The organism is Faecalibacterium sp. OM04-11BH, assembly GCF_003482185.1.
Taxonomy (GTDB): Bacteria; Bacillota; Clostridia; order Oscillospirales; family Ruminococcaceae; genus Faecalibacterium; species Faecalibacterium tardum.
In genome coordinates, this window is the sequence record NZ_QULS01000002.1 from 324,252 (window position 1) to 341,816 (window position 17,565).

At 57.9% G+C, this 17,565-nt stretch carries 20 protein-coding genes and 1 tRNA gene; 3 read left to right on the plus strand and 18 right to left on the minus strand.

The annotated features are described in order from the left end of the window. The first annotated feature begins 124 nt into the window (after positions 1 to 124). Positions 125 to 1,486 (plus strand): MATE family efflux transporter, encoded by a 1,362-nt coding sequence (locus DXB44_RS03290; RefSeq protein ID WP_118657726.1) that lies wholly within the window; start codon positions 125 to 127, stop codon positions 1,484 to 1,486. 65 nt (positions 1,487 to 1,551) lie between these two features. Here DXB44_RS03290 and DXB44_RS03295 read toward each other — a convergent pair whose 3' ends face one another. Then, entirely contained in the window at positions 1,552 to 2,298 is a 747-nt protein-coding gene (locus DXB44_RS03295) for a ZIP family metal transporter (RefSeq protein ID WP_070101981.1), read from the minus strand. A gap of 53 nt (positions 2,299 to 2,351) precedes the next feature. Continuing rightward, positions 2,352 to 2,516: a hypothetical protein gene (locus DXB44_RS14610; protein ID WP_199680555.1), complete on the minus strand. Its 165-nt coding sequence runs from the start codon at positions 2,514 to 2,516 to the stop codon at positions 2,352 to 2,354. Positions 2,517 to 2,879: 363 nt separating this feature from the next. Between DXB44_RS14610 and DXB44_RS03300 the strand changes: the two genes are divergently transcribed. Next, positions 2,880 to 3,146, plus strand: a complete 267-nt coding sequence (locus DXB44_RS03300; RefSeq protein WP_097780110.1) for a hypothetical protein — start codon at positions 2,880 to 2,882, stop codon at positions 3,144 to 3,146. A gap of 257 nt (positions 3,147 to 3,403) precedes the next feature. Here DXB44_RS03300 and DXB44_RS03305 read toward each other — a convergent pair whose 3' ends face one another. From DXB44_RS03305 to DXB44_RS03370, 14 genes are all read right to left on the minus strand, one after another. Beyond that, positions 3,404 to 3,937, minus strand: coding sequence for a TIGR00730 family Rossman fold protein (locus DXB44_RS03305; RefSeq protein ID WP_055184692.1), 534 nt, complete (start codon positions 3,935 to 3,937; stop codon positions 3,404 to 3,406). A 22-nt stretch (positions 3,938 to 3,959) separates the two neighbouring features. Further along, entirely contained in the window at positions 3,960 to 4,532 is a 573-nt protein-coding gene (locus tag DXB44_RS03310) for a chromate transporter (RefSeq protein WP_097780109.1), read from the minus strand. Beyond that, positions 4,529 to 5,098, minus strand: a complete 570-nt coding sequence (locus DXB44_RS03315) for a chromate transporter (RefSeq protein ID WP_097780108.1) — start codon at positions 5,096 to 5,098, stop codon at positions 4,529 to 4,531. Before DXB44_RS03315 ends, DXB44_RS03310 begins: the two co-directional genes overlap by 4 nt. Positions 5,099 to 5,119: 21 nt before the next feature. Beyond that, on the minus strand, positions 5,120 to 5,857 hold the full coding sequence (locus DXB44_RS03320; RefSeq protein ID WP_118657727.1) for an acyl-ACP thioesterase domain-containing protein: 738 nt from the start codon (positions 5,855 to 5,857) through the stop codon (positions 5,120 to 5,122). A 67-nt stretch (positions 5,858 to 5,924) separates the two neighbouring features. Next, complete coding sequence (locus DXB44_RS03325) at positions 5,925 to 7,157, minus strand: spermidine/putrescine ABC transporter substrate-binding protein (RefSeq protein WP_118657728.1); 1,233 nt, start codon at positions 7,155 to 7,157, stop codon at positions 5,925 to 5,927. After that, positions 7,157 to 8,002 carry an ABC transporter permease gene (locus DXB44_RS03330; RefSeq protein WP_097780105.1) on the minus strand — a complete coding sequence of 282 codons (846 nt, stop codon included), beginning with the start codon at positions 8,000 to 8,002 and terminating at the stop codon, positions 7,157 to 7,159. The genes DXB44_RS03325 and DXB44_RS03330 overlap by 1 nt, the downstream gene beginning before the upstream one ends. Further along, entirely contained in the window at positions 8,002 to 8,817 is an 816-nt protein-coding gene (locus DXB44_RS03335; protein WP_005926516.1) for an ABC transporter permease, read from the minus strand. The genes DXB44_RS03330 and DXB44_RS03335 overlap by 1 nt, the downstream gene beginning before the upstream one ends. A 6-nt stretch (positions 8,818 to 8,823) precedes the next feature. Next, entirely contained in the window at positions 8,824 to 9,870 is a 1,047-nt protein-coding gene (gene potA / locus DXB44_RS03340; protein WP_044960643.1) for a spermidine/putrescine ABC transporter ATP-binding protein, read from the minus strand. 250 nt (positions 9,871 to 10,120) lie between these two features. Further along, positions 10,121 to 11,113 (minus strand): DUF4340 domain-containing protein, encoded by a 993-nt coding sequence (locus DXB44_RS03345; protein WP_118657729.1) that lies wholly within the window; start codon positions 11,111 to 11,113, stop codon positions 10,121 to 10,123. Between the two features lie 10 nt (positions 11,114 to 11,123). Continuing rightward, positions 11,124 to 12,557, minus strand: coding sequence for a Gldg family protein (locus DXB44_RS03350; protein ID WP_118657730.1), 1,434 nt, complete (start codon positions 12,555 to 12,557; stop codon positions 11,124 to 11,126). A gap of 15 nt (positions 12,558 to 12,572) precedes the next feature. Further along, entirely contained in the window at positions 12,573 to 13,445 is an 873-nt protein-coding gene (locus DXB44_RS03355; RefSeq protein WP_118657731.1) for an ABC transporter permease, read from the minus strand. Position 13,446: 1 nt separating this feature from the next. Next, positions 13,447 to 14,415, minus strand: coding sequence for an ABC transporter ATP-binding protein (locus tag DXB44_RS03360; protein ID WP_118657732.1), 969 nt, complete (start codon positions 14,413 to 14,415; stop codon positions 13,447 to 13,449). A 197-nt stretch (positions 14,416 to 14,612) separates the two neighbouring features. Beyond that, on the minus strand, positions 14,613 to 14,813 hold the full coding sequence (gene rpmE / locus DXB44_RS03365) for a 50S ribosomal protein L31 (RefSeq protein ID WP_005926533.1): 201 nt from the start codon (positions 14,811 to 14,813) through the stop codon (positions 14,613 to 14,615). 160 nt (positions 14,814 to 14,973) lie between these two features. Then, positions 14,974 to 15,261: a hypothetical protein gene (locus DXB44_RS03370; RefSeq protein ID WP_118657733.1), complete on the minus strand. Its 288-nt coding sequence runs from the start codon at positions 15,259 to 15,261 to the stop codon at positions 14,974 to 14,976. A 138-nt stretch (positions 15,262 to 15,399) separates the two neighbouring features. On the opposite strand from DXB44_RS03370, the gene DXB44_RS03375 reads away from it, so the two are divergent. Further along, complete coding sequence (locus DXB44_RS03375) at positions 15,400 to 15,624, plus strand: helix-turn-helix transcriptional regulator (RefSeq protein ID WP_097780098.1); 225 nt, start codon at positions 15,400 to 15,402, stop codon at positions 15,622 to 15,624. A 51-nt stretch (positions 15,625 to 15,675) separates the two neighbouring features. Here DXB44_RS03375 and DXB44_RS03380 read toward each other — a convergent pair. After that, positions 15,676 to 15,759 (minus strand) — tRNA-Leu (locus DXB44_RS03380). A 193-nt stretch (positions 15,760 to 15,952) separates the two neighbouring features. Beyond that, complete coding sequence (locus DXB44_RS03385; protein WP_118657734.1) at positions 15,953 to 17,470, minus strand: nicotinate phosphoribosyltransferase; 1,518 nt, start codon at positions 17,468 to 17,470, stop codon at positions 15,953 to 15,955. Positions 17,471 to 17,565 lie beyond the last annotated feature (95 nt).

A 17,565-nucleotide genomic window follows, 5' to 3' on the forward strand; every position in this document is an offset into this window, starting at 1 on the left:
GCGGGCGATATTTGCCGCTTTTGGGGAGAATAGGGCGCTTTGCCTCTTGTTTTTTACCTAATATCGCGCTATAATAGGCAATTGCTATGTTCACACAAGGCTTATTATAGGAGGTAGATAATTCATGGCAACGACCAGCCGTTCCGCAGACCTGACCAGCGGGCCCATGCTGCAAAAGATCATCTTGTTTTCCGTGCCGCTGGCGGCATCCAGCATTCTGCAATTGCTGTTCAACGCCGCCGACGTTGTGGTGGTGGGGCGCTTTGCGGGCAGCACGGCGCTGGCTGCCGTTGGCTCTAACGGCGCGTTGATCAACCTGCTGGTCAACCTGTTCGTCGGGCTTTCGCTGGGTGCCAACGTGGTGGCAGCCCGGTGCTTTGGTGCCCGGGACGAAAAAGGCGTGCAGGATACGGTGCACACCGCCGTAGCGCTGGGCTTAGTCAGCGGCGTGCTGCTGGCGGTGGTGGGCTTTTGCGCTGCGCGCGGCCTGCTGGAGCTGATGAGCTGCCCGGAGGACGTGATCGGCCTTTCCACCCTGTACCTGAAGATCTATTTTATCGGCATGCCCATGACCATGCTGTACAACTTCAGCAGTGCGCTGCTGCGGGCGGTGGGCGACACCAAACGCCCGCTGTACTGTCTGGCGGCTGCCGGTGCCATTAACGTGGTGCTGAATCTGGTCTTTGTCATCGGCTTTTCCATGAGCGTGGCGGGCGTGGCACTGGCCACCATCATCAGCCAGACCGTATCTGCGCTGCTGGTGACCGGGATGCTCGTCCGGGAGGAGGGCGCACTGCGGCTGGATCTGCGGCGGCTGGCCTTCCACGCCGGAACGCTGAAGCAGATCTTGCTCATCGGTCTGCCCGCCGGGCTGCAGAGCACGGTGTTCAGCCTTTCAAACGTGGTCATCCAGTCCTCCATCAACTCCTTCGGCTCCATGGTGGTGGCGGGCAACTCCGCCTCCTCCAATCTGGAGGGCTTTGTGTACACCGCCATGAACGCCTTTGCACAGGCCGCTGTCACTTTTACCAGCCAGAACATCGGTGCACGCAAGTACCACAACCTTGACCGGGTGATCCGCAACTGCCTGCTGTGTGCGGTGGTCACCGGCCTTGTGCTGGGCGGCGGCGCAGCGCTGGCAGGACATCAGCTGCTGCGCTTCTATTCCTCGGACGCAGCGGTCATTGCCACCGGTGCCGAGCGGCTGCGCCTGATCTGCGGCTTTTACCTGCTATGCGGCATTATGGACGTGCTGGCCAGCAGCCTGCGCGGGCTGGGCTACAGCGTATTGCCCATGGTGGTAAGCCTTATCGGCGTGTGTGCGCTGCGGCTGGTGTGGATCGCCACCATTTTCCAGCTGAACCGCACCCCCTTTATGCTGTACATCAGCTACCCCATCAGCTGGGCGCTGACCGCACTGGTGCACCTGACCTGCCTGCTGGTGGTGCGGCGTAAGCTGCGCCAGAAGCAGCCGCAGACGGTATAAATCCTTTTTGCATAAAAGCAATGCCGGGTAGGCCAAAAGGTCTGTCCGGCATTGCTTTTACTATATCATAGGGCCACATCCAGTGCCATCATCAGGGCAAAGCCCAGCACGATGCTGATGACACCGGCCACTTCATCCGGTTCCACCGCCTCAGGGATCATCTCCTGTGCGGTCACACACACCATACAGCCCGCCGCCGCGCTCATGAGCCATGGCAGCGCTGCGCCTACCCATTCGGCCAGCACAAAGGCCAGCACCGCGCCCAAGGGCTCCACCAGCCCGGAGGCCGCACCGGCGGCAAAGGACTGCCCCCGGGTGCGCCCGCTCTGGGTCAGCGGCAGACTGACCGCCGCACCCTCCGGGATATTCTGCAAGCCGATGCCAAGGCTCAGCGCCAGTGCTCCGCTTACGGCATCTGCGTCCCCGTGCAGCGCCAGTGCCGCTGCCAGCCCTACCACCATGCCCTCTGGCAGGTTGTGCAGGGTGACCGCCAGCACCATGCGCCCGCAATGCCCGGGACCGCCCGCCAGCAGCTGTCCGGCGGCATCCTCCAGCCGTAAAAGCCCCACAGCGCCTAAAATAAGCCCCAGCGCCGGGGGCACCCATGCTGCCCTGCCCTGAGACCGGGCAATGGCCGGCAGCAGCAGGCTCCACACGCTGGCCGCCAGCATGATACCCGCCGCCATTCCGCACAAAATACGCCGGGTAGCCGGTCTTGCCTGCCTGCGCAGCAAAAACACCCCTGCTGCTCCCAGCGCGGTGCACGCCGCCGGGAACAGCCAGATTCCAAGTGTGAAAACGATCCGGTTCAAGCCGCATTCCCCCTTTGCCCTTTGTATGCGCAAATGGGCAAAAAGGTGCGAACTTAGAAATCGTCCTCAGTGCTGTCGCAGCTGTCTGCATCGCAGTCCGCGTCATCGGACGTAAGGCTGTCGGTACTGTCCGTGCTGAAATTGCGCTCGAATGCGGTCATGTACTGGGCATAGCCCTCGTCACCGGTGCCAAAGTAGCCAAAATCAAAGTCTTTCATTGTATTATCCTCCACAAATGTTCTTGTCGTTCAGCCTTCCAGGGGATGTCCGTCCCCTGCTGTGCCTCTATTATCTACATTTGCAATCCAATAAAAAGGATTCTTTGATATTTTTTCAGATTTTTTCTACTTTGCGTTCCTCGTCCGGCAGCGCAGGCTCTATTCCGGGTTTTATTTTTGCCAAAAAGTCTTTTACTTTGGAGAAAGTTTATGACAACTATGCAGATTCTTTACATGGATTATAACTTTCGACCAAAATCCTCTTGATTTTTTTCAAAAACGGATTAGAATATAGCATCGCAGTGAGGTGTTACCGAAAGCCCGCTGCTAAACATTTACAAGAAGACTAAGGAGATCATTGATATGAAACTCAAGAATATTTGCATCGCTGTTGTTGCTCTGGCTCTGGCTGCTGGCATGACCGCTTGCGGTGGTACTTCTACCGCTTCTGCTTCCTCCACCTCTGAGGCTGCTTCCGCAAGCACCACCGCTGTTTCCGAGGCTGCTTCTTCTGAGGCTGCTTCCAGCGAGGCCGCTTCTTCTGAGGCTGCATCTTCCGAGGCTGCTTCCTCTGAGGCTGCTGTCAGCGAGGCTGCTTCTTCTGAGGCTGCTTCCACCACTGCCGCCTAAGTTTAACGCGCACAGCGTACATAACAGGATAGCAAAAGGCCGCTGCACATTGTTTTGTGCAGCGGCCTTTTTGGTTGCGCAGAAAGATTTTAAATGCCCTCCGCGTGCGCTATGGGCATAACCAGCGGAATGATTTTTTCTTTTTCGGGATACCGGGTCGTCCGTGGACGACCCGGTATCCCATTTTATGAAAAAAGACCGCCGCACAAAGCCATGTACAGCAGTCTCCTTACGTTTGAGAAGCAAGCTTCCCAGTATCATTTTTCAAGAATCGCGCGGATCTGGGCAAGGTCGGCAGCAAAGGTGATATTCCGCTGCCGTGCCGAGGTGGAAAGCCCCATGGCGATCATCTGCTGCAAAAGCTGATGCAGGGGCTGGTAGTAGCCATTCAGGTCGTAGAGGATGCAGGGCGCGTCCAGCTGCCCCAGAGACAGCTTGCTGATGACCTCGGTGATCTCCTCCAGCGTGCCGGTGCCGCCGGGGAATGCAATAAAGGCATCGCCCAGCTCGATCATTTTGGTTTTGCGGGCGGGCATATCCTCGGTCACGATCAATTCGGTCAGACCCTCGTGCTGCAGCTCTGCGTCCAGAAAGCACTTGGGCTCTACGCCGGTCACCCTGCCGCCTGCGGCCAGCACACTGTCGGCTAAAAGCCCCATCAGGCCGCTTTTGCTGCCGCCGTACACCAGTGCGTTGCCGCTTTCGCCGATCCAGCGCCCCAGCTGCTGCACAGCCTGTGGCAGTGCAGGGTCGTTGCCAAGGTTTGCGCCCAGATACACGGTAATGTTCATTGCAGTATCCTTTCTTGCCGGGTCAGATGCTCCACAGCACTGCGCCCAGCACCGCAGAAAGCAGAATCATCCCAATGGGGGACGGCGCTTTCTGCGTTTTCTTTTTATAGGCAAAATGCAGAATGCCCAGCAGGGCAAACACCGCCAACGCACGCACATCCGGGGCAAAGCCGCCGGCAAGGGTAGTAAAGCCCCCCAGCGTGGAAAGCCCCATGGTGCAGGCGGTGGCTAAGATCATAGCCACCACGCAGGGGCGCACCCCGGCCAGAAAGGCGTTGACCCCGGCATACTTCATCAAACTGTGCAGCGCCGCCGCAATGAGCAGGATGATAACAAAAGAAGGCAGCACCACCCCCACCGTTGCCACAAAGGAGCCTGCCAGCCCCGCCTGCGAAGCGCCGATAAAGGTAGCCATGTTCACCGCCAGTGGGCCGGGGGTGGACTCTGACACCGCGATAAAGCTGAGAAATTCGCTCTCGGTCAGCCAGCCGTGCCCCAGCACCGTTTCCCGCACCAGCGAGATCATGCCGTAGCCGCCGCCAAAGGACACCGCACCGATGACCAGAAAGTTCCAGAATAATTGCAACAAGATCATTTTGTGCCGCCTTTCTTCCCCTGCCCTACCGCGTAGGTCAGCACCCCGGCTGCGCCGCAAAACAGGATGCAGCAGATGGAGGAAAATTTTACCGCCAGCACAGAGCAGCCCACCATGGCCGCCAGAACCACCGCCACCACTGCCGTGTTGAAAGGGGTGCGCTGCAGATTTTTGAGCATCTTGACCCCTGCGGATAGGATCAGGTAGATGACGCAGGCCTGTATGCCTTTAAAGGCATTGGCCACCACCGTCAGCTGCAAAAAGCGGTCGAAAAAGAGTGAAATAACGTAAATGACTGCAAAGGACGGCAGGCACACCGCAAGGGTAGAGGCCGCCGCACCGGCTACCCCGGCCAGCTTATAGCCGATATAGGTGGCACTGTTCACCGCCACAGGGCCGGGGGTGGACTCGGCAATGGCGACCATATCCAGAAACTCCTCCCGGGTGAGCCAGCGCTTTTCCTCTACAAATTCGTGCTCCAGCAGCGCCACCATGGCGTAGCCGCCGCCAAAGGTAAAGGCACCGATCTTGAAAAAGGTGCAAAAAAGTTCCTTGGTCTTGGACATAGGCATTTTTCCTCCGGGCACTTACTGTTTGACCGGCTCCAGCTCCAGATAGCACTCGAAAGCCGTTTTGTCTGCGCGCTTGGCAATAAAGTACCAGCCATCATCCGAAGGCGTGTAGAACACCTCCACCTGCTGCCCCATGGGGACTTCACGGTGATAGTTGATGGAGGCAAACTTTACAACGTGATCGCGCATGATCTCCAGCGGCAGCGCGTCACAGACGATATCCAGATAAAAAGCGTTATTGATGTGGTAGTGCAGGTCGCATTGGGAGTAGCGCGCCGTAAACAGGCCGGCACTGGTCAGGCTGTCCCGGCGCTTATGCAGCAAAAGGGGCAGTTCCTCTTCCACCGTCTCGTTCCAGTATCCCTCTACCGTCCAGCCCGGCTGGCGCAGGATGTGCCCATTCTCAAGGCTGGACATGATCCAGCGGCTGTCCACCATGGCTACTTCCTGCCCGGCTTCGTCCGTAAGGGTGGTGACGCGCTTGATAGAGCCGCGAATGCTCTTCTCTGAGCGGGAGCAAAGGGTCAAGGTCTCGCCCCGGCGGGGCACGCGGCTGAACCGCAGCGCCTGCTTGCCCACCAGAAACGCTACGCCGTGATCCTCAAAGAACTTATCGTCCATGCCAAAGTGGCGGGCGTGCATGGTGGAGATCTGCTCCACATAGCGCAGCAGGGCACTGGCCTTGAGCAGGCTGTGGCAGTCTGCATCGGCATTTTCTACCACGGCGGTGCCTTCATAATAAAACTGTTCCATAGTCTTTTCCTCCTATCGGAAAAAGGCCGCCGCACCACGTCCGGGACGGCAGCCTTGGTTGAAACGATCAATACTGATTGCGGGTCTTTCTGCGCACTTTGCGCCAGATATTAAAGCAGGCAAGTGCCAACATAGCCAGCAGCAACAGCAAAAACAGATAGCTGCCACCGCCTTCATCGTAGCTCTTCATCTCGCTCCACTTCAGATCCAGCTCGCTGTTTACCTCGTCGCTCAGGGCGGTGAACACCTTCTCGCGGGCGGCATCCTCCTCAGACGGGTAGGCGATCTCGCTGGTCTTCAGATCCTCGTCCAGTACCTCCCATACATCGTGCATGGGGGTGGTGTAGCCGATATACTCGCTGTTGGCCTTGCCGATATCGGTCTCGCACATGAAGTTGATGAACATCTCGGCGGCTTCCTTGTGCTCGCTGGCAACGGGCACAGCCATGCAGTCCACCGAAAGCACACTGCCCTCCTCCGGGAACACCCAAGCCAAGTCCGGGTTATCATCGATCATGGTAATGGCATCACCGGAGTAGTACACGCCGATAGCTGCCTCGCCGCCGATCATCTTATCAAAGATCTCGTCCATGACGTAGGCCTGCACCAGCGGCTTCTGCGCCTTGAGCTCCTCCACCACCTCGTCCACCTCCTCCGGGGTGGCGGGGTTGATGCTGTGGCCGCTCTTAAATGCAGCGATAGCGTAGGCGTCGCGGCTGTTGTTGAACATCAGAATGTTGCCCGCATACTGTTCATCCCACAGGTCTGCCCAGCAGGTGGGGGCTTCGTCTACCATGGTAGTGTTGTAGATGATACCGGTGGTGCACAGCATATAGGGCACGGTGTAAGCGTTTTGCGGGTCGTAATCCGGGTTGCGGTAGCCTGCATCGATCTTTTGGAAATTGGGGATATTGTCGTAGTCAAGGGGTGCAAGCATCCCTTCGTTGATCATCTTTGCCACCATGTAGTCGGAGGGGATGATCACATCGTAGTTGGCTGCGCCGGACTTGAGTTTGGCGTACAGAGACTCGTTGGAGTCGAAGGTAGTGTAGTTCACCTTGATGCCGGTCAGCTTTTCAAAGGCGGCCACCACGTCCACACTGTCGTCCGAGCCGTTGGAGATGTACTCGCCCCAGTTATAGACGTTCAGGGTGACGTTCTGCCCCTTGAAGCGGGTCCAGTCGTAATCGTCCGACACCGAGACGTCCTCGGTCACCTCAATGGTACCGGCGGCAAGCACCGGCAGTGCGGCGCACAGCGCCACAGCCAGTGTCAGCAGCAATGCAGCAATGCGTTTCATTATGCACCCTCCCCTCGCAGCGTTTTCTGATCCTTGCGGTAGCTGCGGCTCTCCATGGCATTGGACACCAGAATGACGCTGAGGATGACCACAAACATGATGGTGGACAGCGCGTAGATCTCCGGGCTGACCTTTTTGCGGGTCATGGAGTAGATGGCAATGGGCAGGGTCTCTACCGTGCCGCAGTTGAAGTAGGAGATCATGAAGTCGTCGATGGAATAGGTCAGGCAGATGAGGAAGGCCGACAGGATAGCGGGGCTGATCTCCGGCAGGATGACCTTGAAGAAAGCCTGTCGGGGGTCGCAGCCCAGATCCAGCGCTGCCTCGTACAGCTTGATATCCAGCTGTTTGAGTTTGGGGCTTACGTTAAAGATAACGTAGGGCACATTAAACGCGATATGCGCAATAAGCAGCGTGGGCAGACCCATGATGTTGTCCGGCAGCCACGCGGACTGCGCAGCGAAGCGCTGGTAGGCCACGAACAGCAGCATCAGGGAGATGCCGGTGATGATTTCCGGGTTGACCACCGGGATATAGGTGATGTTGGTCACCAGCAGGCGGCTTTTACGGCTCATGGAGGCAATGCCAAGGCTGGCTGCCGTACCCAGCACCGTGGCGATGATGGCGGACAGGATGGCTACCTCAACGGACACCCACAGCGCATGGAGGATGGACGCATTCGTGAACAGGCTGCGGTACCATTTAAAGGTAAAGCCGGTGAACAGCGAGTAGCCCTTGCTTTGGTTGAAGCTGAACACGATCATGTAGGCAATGGGCAGATACATGAAGCAGAAGAACAGGATGATGTAGACCCGCTGCATCAGGCGCAGATGTTTTGTTTTCATCAGGATACGCCCTCCATTTCATCCTCGTCAAAGCTGGATGTAAAGCTCATGCACAGCAGCACAATGATCATGAGCACAAGACTCATGGCAGAGCCGACGTTCAGGTTGTAGCTGTTGCCCAAGAACTGCATCTCGATCAAATCGCCGATCAGCAGGTTAGAGCCGCCGCCCAGCATACGGCTGATGACAAAGGTAGACACCGCCGGCACGAACACCATGGTGATGCCGGTGCTGATGCCCGGCACGCTCATGGGGATAAGCACCCGCACAAGGGTCTTGGTGGTGTTGGCGCCAAGATCCTGCGCAGCTTCCACAAGGCTCTGGTCGATCTTGGTCATGCTGGTGTACAGCGGCAAGATCATGTAGGGTACATAATTATACACCATGCCCAGTACCACCGCGCCGGAGGTGTTGAGCATGGTATAGGGGCCAAGGCCGATAAAACCCAGCAGGGTGTTCACCGGGCCGTTGACGCTGAGCAGACCCATCCATGCGTAGGTACGCAGCAAAAAGTTCATCCACATGGGCAGCATGACCAGCATAAGCATGATGTGCTGCTTGTTCACCCGCAGGCGGGACAGAAAATACCCCACCGGGAAGGCGATGACCAGACAGATAACGGTTGCAATAAGCGCCAGCAGCAGACTGCGGGCAAACACCGAGCCGTAGCCGCTGATGGAGGTGAGGTTATTCAGGGTAAAGTTACCCTCGGCGTCGGTCATGGCGTAGTACACCACAATGAACAGAGGCACAACGGTAAACAGCACCATCCATACAAAGTACGGATAGGCCAGCTTTTTATCATAGATCTTCATGGCACATCACCCCTCGCTCCGCGCCATGATATGGATCTCGTTGGGGCCGATGCGCATACCAATGGTCTCACCGGGGGTGCAGGCGCGGGTGGAGTGGATCAGCCACTCGCGGCCCTCGCACTCCACGTGCATCTCAAAGTGCACGCCCTTGAAGATAACATCGTTCACCACGCCCACAAGCTGGCCTTCCACCGGGGATACCACCTCGATATCCTCCGGGCGCACCACTACCTGCACGCTCTGCTCCCGGGCAAAGCCGCGGTCCACGCAGGGGAAATCCACGCCGGAGAAGGACACCAGAAAGTCCTTGTGCATCACGCCGTCCACGATGTTGGAATCGCCGATAAAGTCCGCCACAAAGGCGTTTTTCGGCTCGTTGTAGATATCCTCCGGGGTGCCGATCTGCTGCACCTTACCGCCGTTCATGACCACGACGGTATCGGACATAGTAAGCGCTTCCTCCTGATCATGGGTAACGTAGATAAAGGTGATGTTCATCTCGCGCTGCAACCGCTTGAGCTCCAGCTGCATCTCCTTGCGCAGCTTCAGGTCCAGTGCGCCCAGCGGCTCGTCCAGCAGCAAAATCTCCGGCTCGTTGACCAGACTGCGGGCAATGGCCACGCGCTGCTGCTGACCGCCGGACATCTGGCTGATGCTGCGGCGCTCGAAGCCCTTTAAGCCCACGACCTCCAGCATATCGCGTACCTTGCGGCGGATGGTGTCCTCGTCCAGCTTTTTGAGCCGCAGACCAAAGGCCACGTTCTCGAACACATTCAGGTGCGGGAACAGCGCGTATTTCTGGAACACGGTATTCACCGGGCGCTTGTAGGGCGGCACACCGGTAATGTCCTTCCCTTTCAGCAGCACCTTACCGGCGTTTGGCTCCAGAAAACCTGCGATCAGGCGCAGGGTGGTGGTTTTGCCGCAGCCGGAGGAACCGAGCAGCGTTACAAACTCCTTATCATGGATATCCAGATTCAGCCCATCCAGAATGCGCTGTCCATCAAATTCCACTACGATATCCCGCAGTGAAACGACCACCGAGTTGTCCATTTTATATGTTATCCTCCTTGTTCTCAGATACGAAAAAAGACAGGGAACCTGCCCCATCTTTTTTGCGTATAAGGGATGCTCCGCCCCGCACAGAAGCATGATCTTGCGCGGCAGACTTACCCTGTCACGGTTTATAATAAACAATCACAGTCGGATTGTCAATCACTCTGCCGCTGTTTGCTGAAACTTTATAAAAAGCTGCAAAAAAATATACGCTGCACCTTGGTTTCGGTGCAGCGTACAAAAGGAATCATTCCTGCGTTTTCAGGTCGTTTTCCGTCAGCAGAAGCGCCTGCACAGTGCTTGTGTCCACCGTGTATACCGAAGGTTCCCCTTCCACCTGCAAATACCACCCGTCCGTGCCGCAGGCGTAGACCAGCTGCACGGTGGAGCCGTCCTCGCTGGTAACAGCTGCGGTGAATACCGGTGCATCAAAACCGCAGGCAGAAAGGTCGGCGTCCGTAGTCTGGGCGGTGGCATAGGTGCACAGAGCAGACAGCAGGCTTTGCACCTTATCCTGCGCAAGGCTGGCGGCGGGGTCAGAGGCCAGCCGCCACACTGTTTCGTAGGCAGAGGAAGAGGCGCTGTCTGCGTCCGTGCTGTCGGCGCTTTCGGTCGGCTCACTGACGGCGTTCAGGGTAACAGCTGTGCCGTCAGCCAGTGTGTAGGCTACCTGTGTAATGGTCGAGGCTGTGAGCCCGGTGGGGCAGAAGCTGCCAAAAAGCCCGGCCTTATCCAGCTGGAAACAGGCAGCTTTGTTGCCGCTGACGGTATAAATGGCATCGTCCCCGGCTTTTTGCACATAGAGATCCCCGGTGACCGGGTTCTCTGCTCCGAAGGTCAGAGTGGTGCTCTGCCCTGCCGCCGTTACCGTAACGGTGAGCTGCGGGCTGTCCAGCCCGTAGTCCTCCCCTGCCTGCGGTGTCAGGCTGCGTTTGGCATTCAGTGCCATCAGGGCGGTGCGCATGGTGTTGCAGGCGCTCTCGTCCAGATGATAGGCGGGGTCCTGTGCCAACTGCCAGCTGCCGCCGGAACACTGCAGGGTGTAGGTCTCGCCGTTATAGGTGTACTCGATCTGCTTCAAGTCCTCGGCGGCAAAGCTGGAAAGCGGGATGCTGCCCTCGGCGGCGGCGCTGGCGGCCTGCTCGGCCTTGGCGTTGCTGCGGATCACCGCCCACAGTGCCGCGCCCAGCAGCACTGCTGCTGCCAGCAATGCCAGCAGGGCACGCTGTTTTGTTTTCATGGCGGTCTCCTTATCTGCGGCGGCGCAGCAGCACCACCACTGCCCCGGCAATGAGCACCGCCGCCGGGAGCACGAACACAAAGGTCAGCCCCAGTGCAGCGGCGGTAGAGCCTGCCACCGTGATGGGCTCGGCTTCCAGCGCCTTGGTGTCCACAAGGACATCCTGCCCTACCAGCGAAGCGGCACAGCCCTGCAGGAAGGTCAGATTGCCGGGCATGGACTGATAAAGCTGCTCGTTATCCATGTTGGGACAGCCGATCCAGAGGACCTCGGCACCGGTATCTTCGTTCCGTGCCCAGACGGCCAGCGCAAAGGGGCCATCTGCGTCTCCGTCCTCCCGCTCCATGGTGGTAAGGTCGTCGATATCGGCCTTGGCATAGGCAGAGGAGGAACTGTTCAGCAGCGGCTCGGCGGTGACACCCTCGGTCTCGGTGACCGTGATGCCCTGCGCCACCGACAGCATGACATGGGTATTGTTATTCACGCCGTTCAGCGCGGTGCTCTCGGTGGGCGTGCCGTAGTCCGGCAGCAGCGACCATGCAGAGTTATACAGTGCCTTGCCGCTGTCGCCCTCCACCACCATGCCCTCTGCGCGGGCAAGGCCGAACTGCGCCAGCACGGCGTCCAGCTGCGGGGTCTGGGCGTAGACGCTGCTGGTCAGCAGCAGCTTGCCGCCCGCCGCCAGATAATCCTGCAGCTGGCTCACCTCATCCACAAGGCCGTCCCCCGCGGAAAAATCGGTGGTGGGTGCGTTGATGATAAGCAGGTCGCAGTCCTCCGGGATGGTGCTTGTGAGCAGATCCAGCGGCTGGGCGTCGATATTTTGGGCGTCCAGTGCGTCTGTCAGGGAATCGGTCAGGGTCTGCTCGCCGTGGTTGGTGGTATAGTAAGCGTGGCTCTGCCCCGCTGCGGTGAGCTTATAGATGGCAGAGGTGATCTGCTTTTCGCCGCCAAAGGTCACGCTGGCAGAGCCGGTGGTGTAGTAATCGGTGTAGTCGTACTCGTACAGGTCGGCGGCATCCAGTACGGTGCTGTTCTCCCCGCAGGTGACGATCAGACTGCCGGAGGAAACATTCTCCGCACCGTACTTGGCGGCAAAGGTGGGATACAGGGTGGGGTCTTTCTGCTCCCAGCTCAGATGCCCGCTCTCGGCGGCGTAGTGATCCAGCAGCTTTGTGATGATGGCATCCTCGCTGCCGGTCTCGCACAGATAATAGATATGCACATCCTTTTCCAGCCCCTCCACCAGTGTTTTGGTGCTGTCGCTCAGGGTGTACATTTTGGCCTCGGAGAGGTCGAACTCGGTATATTTTGCAGGGATGGCCCGTACCAGCAGGTTGAGCAGCACCGCCAGCACCAGCACTGCCGCCAGCATGGCAGTGGACAGCAGCCCGCTGCGGAATACTCTGCCTTTTTGAGAGGCTGCGTTCTTGTTCCATTTCATCGTTGTAGCCTCCTCTCAGTTCCAGCGGCGCTTTTCCAGCCCTTGCGCGGTGAAAAACAGGAACACCACTGCCACGGTCAGGTAGTAGACCAGTGTGGGGATGGAAAAGCTGCTGTTGACAAATTCTTCAAAGGGGGTAAACAGGCACAGGGCGCTGAGCACCGCGCTGAAGGCTTCGGTCAGCCAGCTGCTCTTGAGCAGAAACAGCGCCGTAAGCGCCACGCAGCACCCCGCAAAGGAAAGACAGCCCAGTGTAAAGCTTTTGCTGCGCAGCCCCGCCACCACGCTGAGCACGGCGGCAATGGCGGTGAACAATGCCAGCGCCACCGCGCTGCCGGTGGTGAACATGGTGCGCAGGCTGGGCATCATATAGGCCAGCAGCAGCGCCGCCACACCGGACACGGCGGCAATGATCTGGTTTTCGGTCAGGCTGGAAAGGAACACCCCGATGGCAATGGCGGCGCAGCCCATGAGGTAATAGCACAGCAGCGCGGAAAAATTGGCCAGTGTACTGGTGCCGGTAGCGCCCAGTAGTTTCAGTACAAGGATCATGCCCGCATCCACAAGGCAGGGCAGCGCAAAAATGACGCAAAGGGCAAAGTATTTGCCCAGCACGATGCCGCCCACCGACACCGGGCTTGTGAGCAGCAGCTGGTCGGTGCGGCTGTGGCGTTCCTCCGCAAAGGAGCGCATGGTGAGCACCGGGATGTAGAGCAGCAGCACAAAAATGGTGCGGTACAGCGTATAATAGCCAAAATCCGGCAGGCCGTAGCCCAGATTCAGCGCCACAAAATAGATAGCCGTAGCCGCCAGCATAAAGGCGGTAAGCACTGCGCCGATCATGCCGTGAAAGCAGCTGCGGAGCTCTCGTTTAAAGATGGCCAGCATCTCAGTTTCCCTCCCCTTCTGCCGGGGTATTCTGCTCCGGCGTTTTTTCGGTCAGCGCTAGGAATACCTCCTCAAGGCTGCGGTTCTCGGCGGAAAGTGCCAGCACGGTGCAGCCGGCCTCGGTCAGTGCCCGGGACACGGCGGCGCGGCGGTCGGCGGCGTCCTCGCTCTCGGCGGTAAAGGTGATCTGACCGTCTGCGGCGCTTTCCAGTTCTACCCGGCAGATGCCCGGCACATTGCGCACAGCGGCCAGCACGGTGTCAGTCTCGCCCTGCGCGGTAGCGCGCAGACGGCTGCCGGGATTCAGAGTCTCGCCCAGCTCCTCCGGGCTGCCCACAGCCACCAGATGCCCTTTAGACAGGATGAGCACCTGCTGACACACGGCCTGCACCTCGCTGAGGATGTGGCTGGACAGAATGACCGTGTGCGCCTTGCCCAGCTCCCGGATGAGGTTGCGGATCTCGATGACCTGCGCGGGATCCAGCCCTACGGTGGGCTCGTCCAGAATGATGAGCTGCGGGCTGCCCAGCAGCGCCTGCGCAATGCCAACCCGCTGACGGTAGCCCTTGGACAGGCTGCGGATGACCCGGGGCAGCACTTCCTCCAACCCGGTGCGGCGGGCAGCGGCCAGCACCTGCTGTTTGCGCTGCGCGTGCTTTACCCCCTTGAGCTCTGCCACAAAGTCCAGATACTCCTGCACGGTCATTTCCGGGTAGAGCGGCGGCTGCTCCGGCAGGTAGCCCACACAGGCTTTGGCCTGCTGTGCCTGCTCCGGCAGACGGAAGCCGGCTACCTTTACCTCGCCCTCGGTGGGTGCCAGATAGCCGGTAAGGATATTCATAATGGTGGATTTACCCGCACCGTTAGGGCCAAGCAGACCGTAGATTTGGCCGTCCGGCACCGTAAACGAGAGATCCTGCACGGCAGGGCGGCTGCCGTAGGACTTGCTCAGGTGAGAAACTTCGATCACAGCAAACTCTCCTTTTATTTCAGAAGCTGTTTTGCGGAAAGCGGCGTAGAACCAGCGCTTTCCGGTTTGGAACTGCTTTAGTTTAGATGGAAAATGTGTTTAAATTAAGACAATCCTGTGTGGGAAAACGAAACATTTGCCACCGCAAAACGCAAAAATGCCGCCTCCCGAAGGAAGCGGCATGAGATAGCCTATAATTACTTACGGCCGAAACGCTTGTTGAAGCGCTCAACACGTCCGCCGGTGTCAACCAGCTTCTGCTTGCCAGTGTAGAAAGGATGGCACTTGGAGCAAACTTCGACGTGGATCTCGGGCTTGGTGGAACGAGTTTTGATGACATTACCGCAAGCGCAGGTAATGGTGCAGTCAACATAGTTCGGATGGATACCCTGTTTCATTCTTTTCACCTCAATTCTGGTTCTGACGTATTGGGGCCATATTTAATGTATGTGCCCATCACAACCTTCAATATCGGCTACCCCGTCGAGCGGCCTTGGAAACGATTGCCTTACTATTATAGCACGAATTGGCCAGAATGCAAGAGGGAAATTTAAGTTTTTACAGCTTTTGCAGCGTCCAGCCCTTTTTTTCGGCCAGCTGCTCCAGCTCCCGGTAAGAAAGCCGCAGCTGCGCGATGTTAAAGCCCGGCAGCTCCGCAAGGCAGCTGCCGTCCTGTGCCCGGTGCAGCAGCTTGTGCACCTGCAGTTCCTGCTCGCCGTCCAGCGTATCCAGCCCGGTCACATATTCTCCGCACCGGGGCAGCGGCTGCTGCCAGTCGATGGTTTTGCAGACCCTTGCAAGCGTAAGGTGTTTGCAGGATACTGTCTGCCGGAATTCCAGTTTCATGATGTTCTCCCCTTTTGCGCCGGATATTCATAGTTGTGCCCGGCACGACACCATGATATAACATTTTGTTTTATATGTCAATATAACATTTCGTTATGCCTATACTTTACCTTAAATAAAGCCTTTGAGGTAAACACCATGTATCAACGTATCCGGGATCTGCGGGAGGATCGTGATCTGCTGCAAAAGGATGTTGCGGCGTATCTGAAATGCACCCAGGTCTGCTACTCCAATTACGAGACCGGCAAGCGGGATATCCCCACCGAGGTGCTGATCCAGCTTGCTCACCTTTACCATACCAGTACCGATTATATCCTTGGTCTGACGGACAACAGCGCCCCGCCCGTTCCCCGCAAAGCGTAAAAGAAAAAGCCCAGAATCATTCGAATCAACGAACGATTCCGGGCTTTTACATGCCGCCGACGGGGGTCGAACCCGTACTCTGTCTCCAGAAAGGGATTTTAAGTCCCTCGTGTCTGCCAATTTCACCACAGCGGCGCAACCCCGGCTTACAAAGCCCTGCTGCCCTCTGGCTTGAGAGGGAGCCGGGAATAACAGGTGTGAGGAAAAATTATTACAACCACACTGCTATTCGCAATCTGGTGGTAGTATCATTCTTATCAAAATCAGCGGCTTTTATGATACAATAGTTTCCCTGTTTTGTCAAGAAAAACCGCTTATTCGGTGCTGCTTACACCTTGCCGCCGTGCAGCTCGGCGTACATCCGGGAGCGGCACTCGGCCACTGCGGGGGTCATATTGACGTAGTGCTTGTGGGGGCACTCCAGACGCAGCTCGCTCTCCCAAGTTTCCTCGGTGAGCTGCTTTGCAATATAGGCCTTCTTCTCCGCAATAGAGGGCAGTTCAATGGCCAGCTTACCGCCCAGAATATGCGGCACCAGCAGCGGACGCACAGCGGTGGGGGTAAAGGTGATGGTGCGCTCGATGGCGTCCGAGTCCAGATTGACCATGGTGACCGGCTTACCGGCCTCGATGACCTCGCCGTCCATGGCAATCAGGTCACACTGCGCCTGACCGTTTTCATCGTACAGACGCCACGGCATCTTCTTGCCCGGGATGATGGCCTTGCTGGCAGAATCGGAGCACTTCATCTTGGGGGTGTAGCTGCCGTCCGGCTTCTTCACTGCCACCAGCTTGTACACGCCGCCGAACACGGGGTCGGAGGCAGAAGTGATGAGGTTTTCACCCACGCCGTAGGAGTCGAAGTGTGCGTGCTCGTACAGTTCCATGTTGGCGATCTTCTTCTCGTCCAGACCGTTGGAGGCTACCAGTTTGATGTAGGGCTTACCGGCGGCATCCAGTGCCTTGCGCAGCCGCTTGGAGCCGCGAGCAAGGTCGCCGGAGTCGATGCGGGCGCTCTTGACACGGCGGTTGGGATCGTTGGGGTATTTCTCAATGAGATAATCGTCCAGCTTGATCAGGTTGGGCAGGCCGCTTTCCATAATATTATAGGTATCCAGCAGCAGGCTGACCGAATCCGGGTAGGTATCGGCAAAGGCCTTGAAGGCATCGAACTCGGTGGGGAAAAACTCGATAAAGCTGTGTGCCACGGTGCCCACGGCCTTGACCTCTGCGCCGAACTTCATCTCTGCCAGACAGTTGGCCGTGCCGATGCAGCCGCCCAGCACTGCTGCGTAAGCGCCATCGTTGCCGGCACTCTCGCCCTGTGCGCGGCGGGTACCGAACTCCATGACGCTGCGGGGGGTGTGGGTGTTCAGACCGGTAACGCGGGTGGCCTTGGTGGCGATCAGGCTATGGAAGTTCATGGTCTGCAGCAGGTAGGTCTCGATGAGGATCGCGCCCACCAGATCGCACTCAATGCGCACCATCTGCACATGGGGGTAGCAGACCGTGCCCTCGGGCAGGGCGTACATATCACCCTTCCACTTGTAGGTGCGCAGATACTCGCAGAACTCCTCGCTCATGCCCTTGGTGCGCAGCCAGTGGATATCCTGCTCATTGAAGTGATAGTCCAACAAAAAGCGGGTCAGCTTGCGCTGGCCTGCGCTGATGGAATAGCCCTGATTGTCCGGGTTTTTGCGGAAGAACATGTCAAACACCAGCGTGGTATCCTTAAAACCATGCAGGAACAGGCAGTTCGCCATGGTGAATTCGTAAAAGTCCACCACCATCGCGGGGTTATCGTAGTCCTCGTCAGGGATATAAGGCTCGACCTTGATCTCGTTCATGAACGTTTTCCTCTCTATTTATGCCCGGCGCGGGGGTCTTCCCCGCTGCGCCGCCTGCCGCTTGCCCGGCAGGGGGATCTGCCGCCCTGTCAAGA